Genomic DNA, 555 nt, shown 5'->3' with positions numbered 1-555 from the left:
CACGACCGCGACCGCGCCGGCCAGCGGCGTCCAGCCCGGGGCCGCCGCGTCGAACAGATCACCGAGCAGGCCGCCGGCCAGCAGGCCGAGACTCATCCCCAGCAGCACCGTCGCCGGCACCAGCGTCAGCATTCCCGTCATCAGGGGTGCCGGGACGACCGGCTCCAGCAGCCGATGCAGCTCGACCAGCAGAATGCCGCACGCCGCACCGACCGCCGCGGCCGCGAGCAGCTGGGCCGGACCGTGCGCGACGGCCACCAGGCGCGGAGCCGCCGTCGTCAGCAGCGCCGCGGCACTCTGGGCGAGGACCAGGCCGACGACGCCGAGCAGCAGGACCACGACCGCCAGGCGGCGGCGATGCACCGCGTCCAGGCGCATGATCCGTCGCGGAGGGCGTCGCACCGCGAGCACTGCGGCGACCGCGGAGACGGCCAGCCCCCAGGCCGCGCCGGGACGGGGGCCGGCCACGCCGGATCCGACCAGCAGCGTGATCCAGAGCCCGCCGAGCACCCCGCCGGTGCCCAGCGCCCAGACCAGCGTCCGCGGCAGTCCCGG

1 protein-coding gene is annotated in these 555 nt (G+C 77.1%); it reads right to left on the bottom strand.

Features of this window, described 5'->3' with window-relative positions; all coding sequences use genetic code 11:
• The coding region (locus GU5_RS17225) for a hypothetical protein (RefSeq protein ID WP_010524490.1) at positions 1 to 555 on the bottom strand (555 nt) is incomplete at both ends.

Source organism: Nesterenkonia sp. F, from assembly GCF_000220985.1.
In the GTDB taxonomy this organism is placed as follows: domain Bacteria; phylum Actinomycetota; class Actinomycetes; order Actinomycetales; family Micrococcaceae; genus Nesterenkonia.
This window is presented reverse-complemented; position numbering and strand designations above follow the sequence as displayed.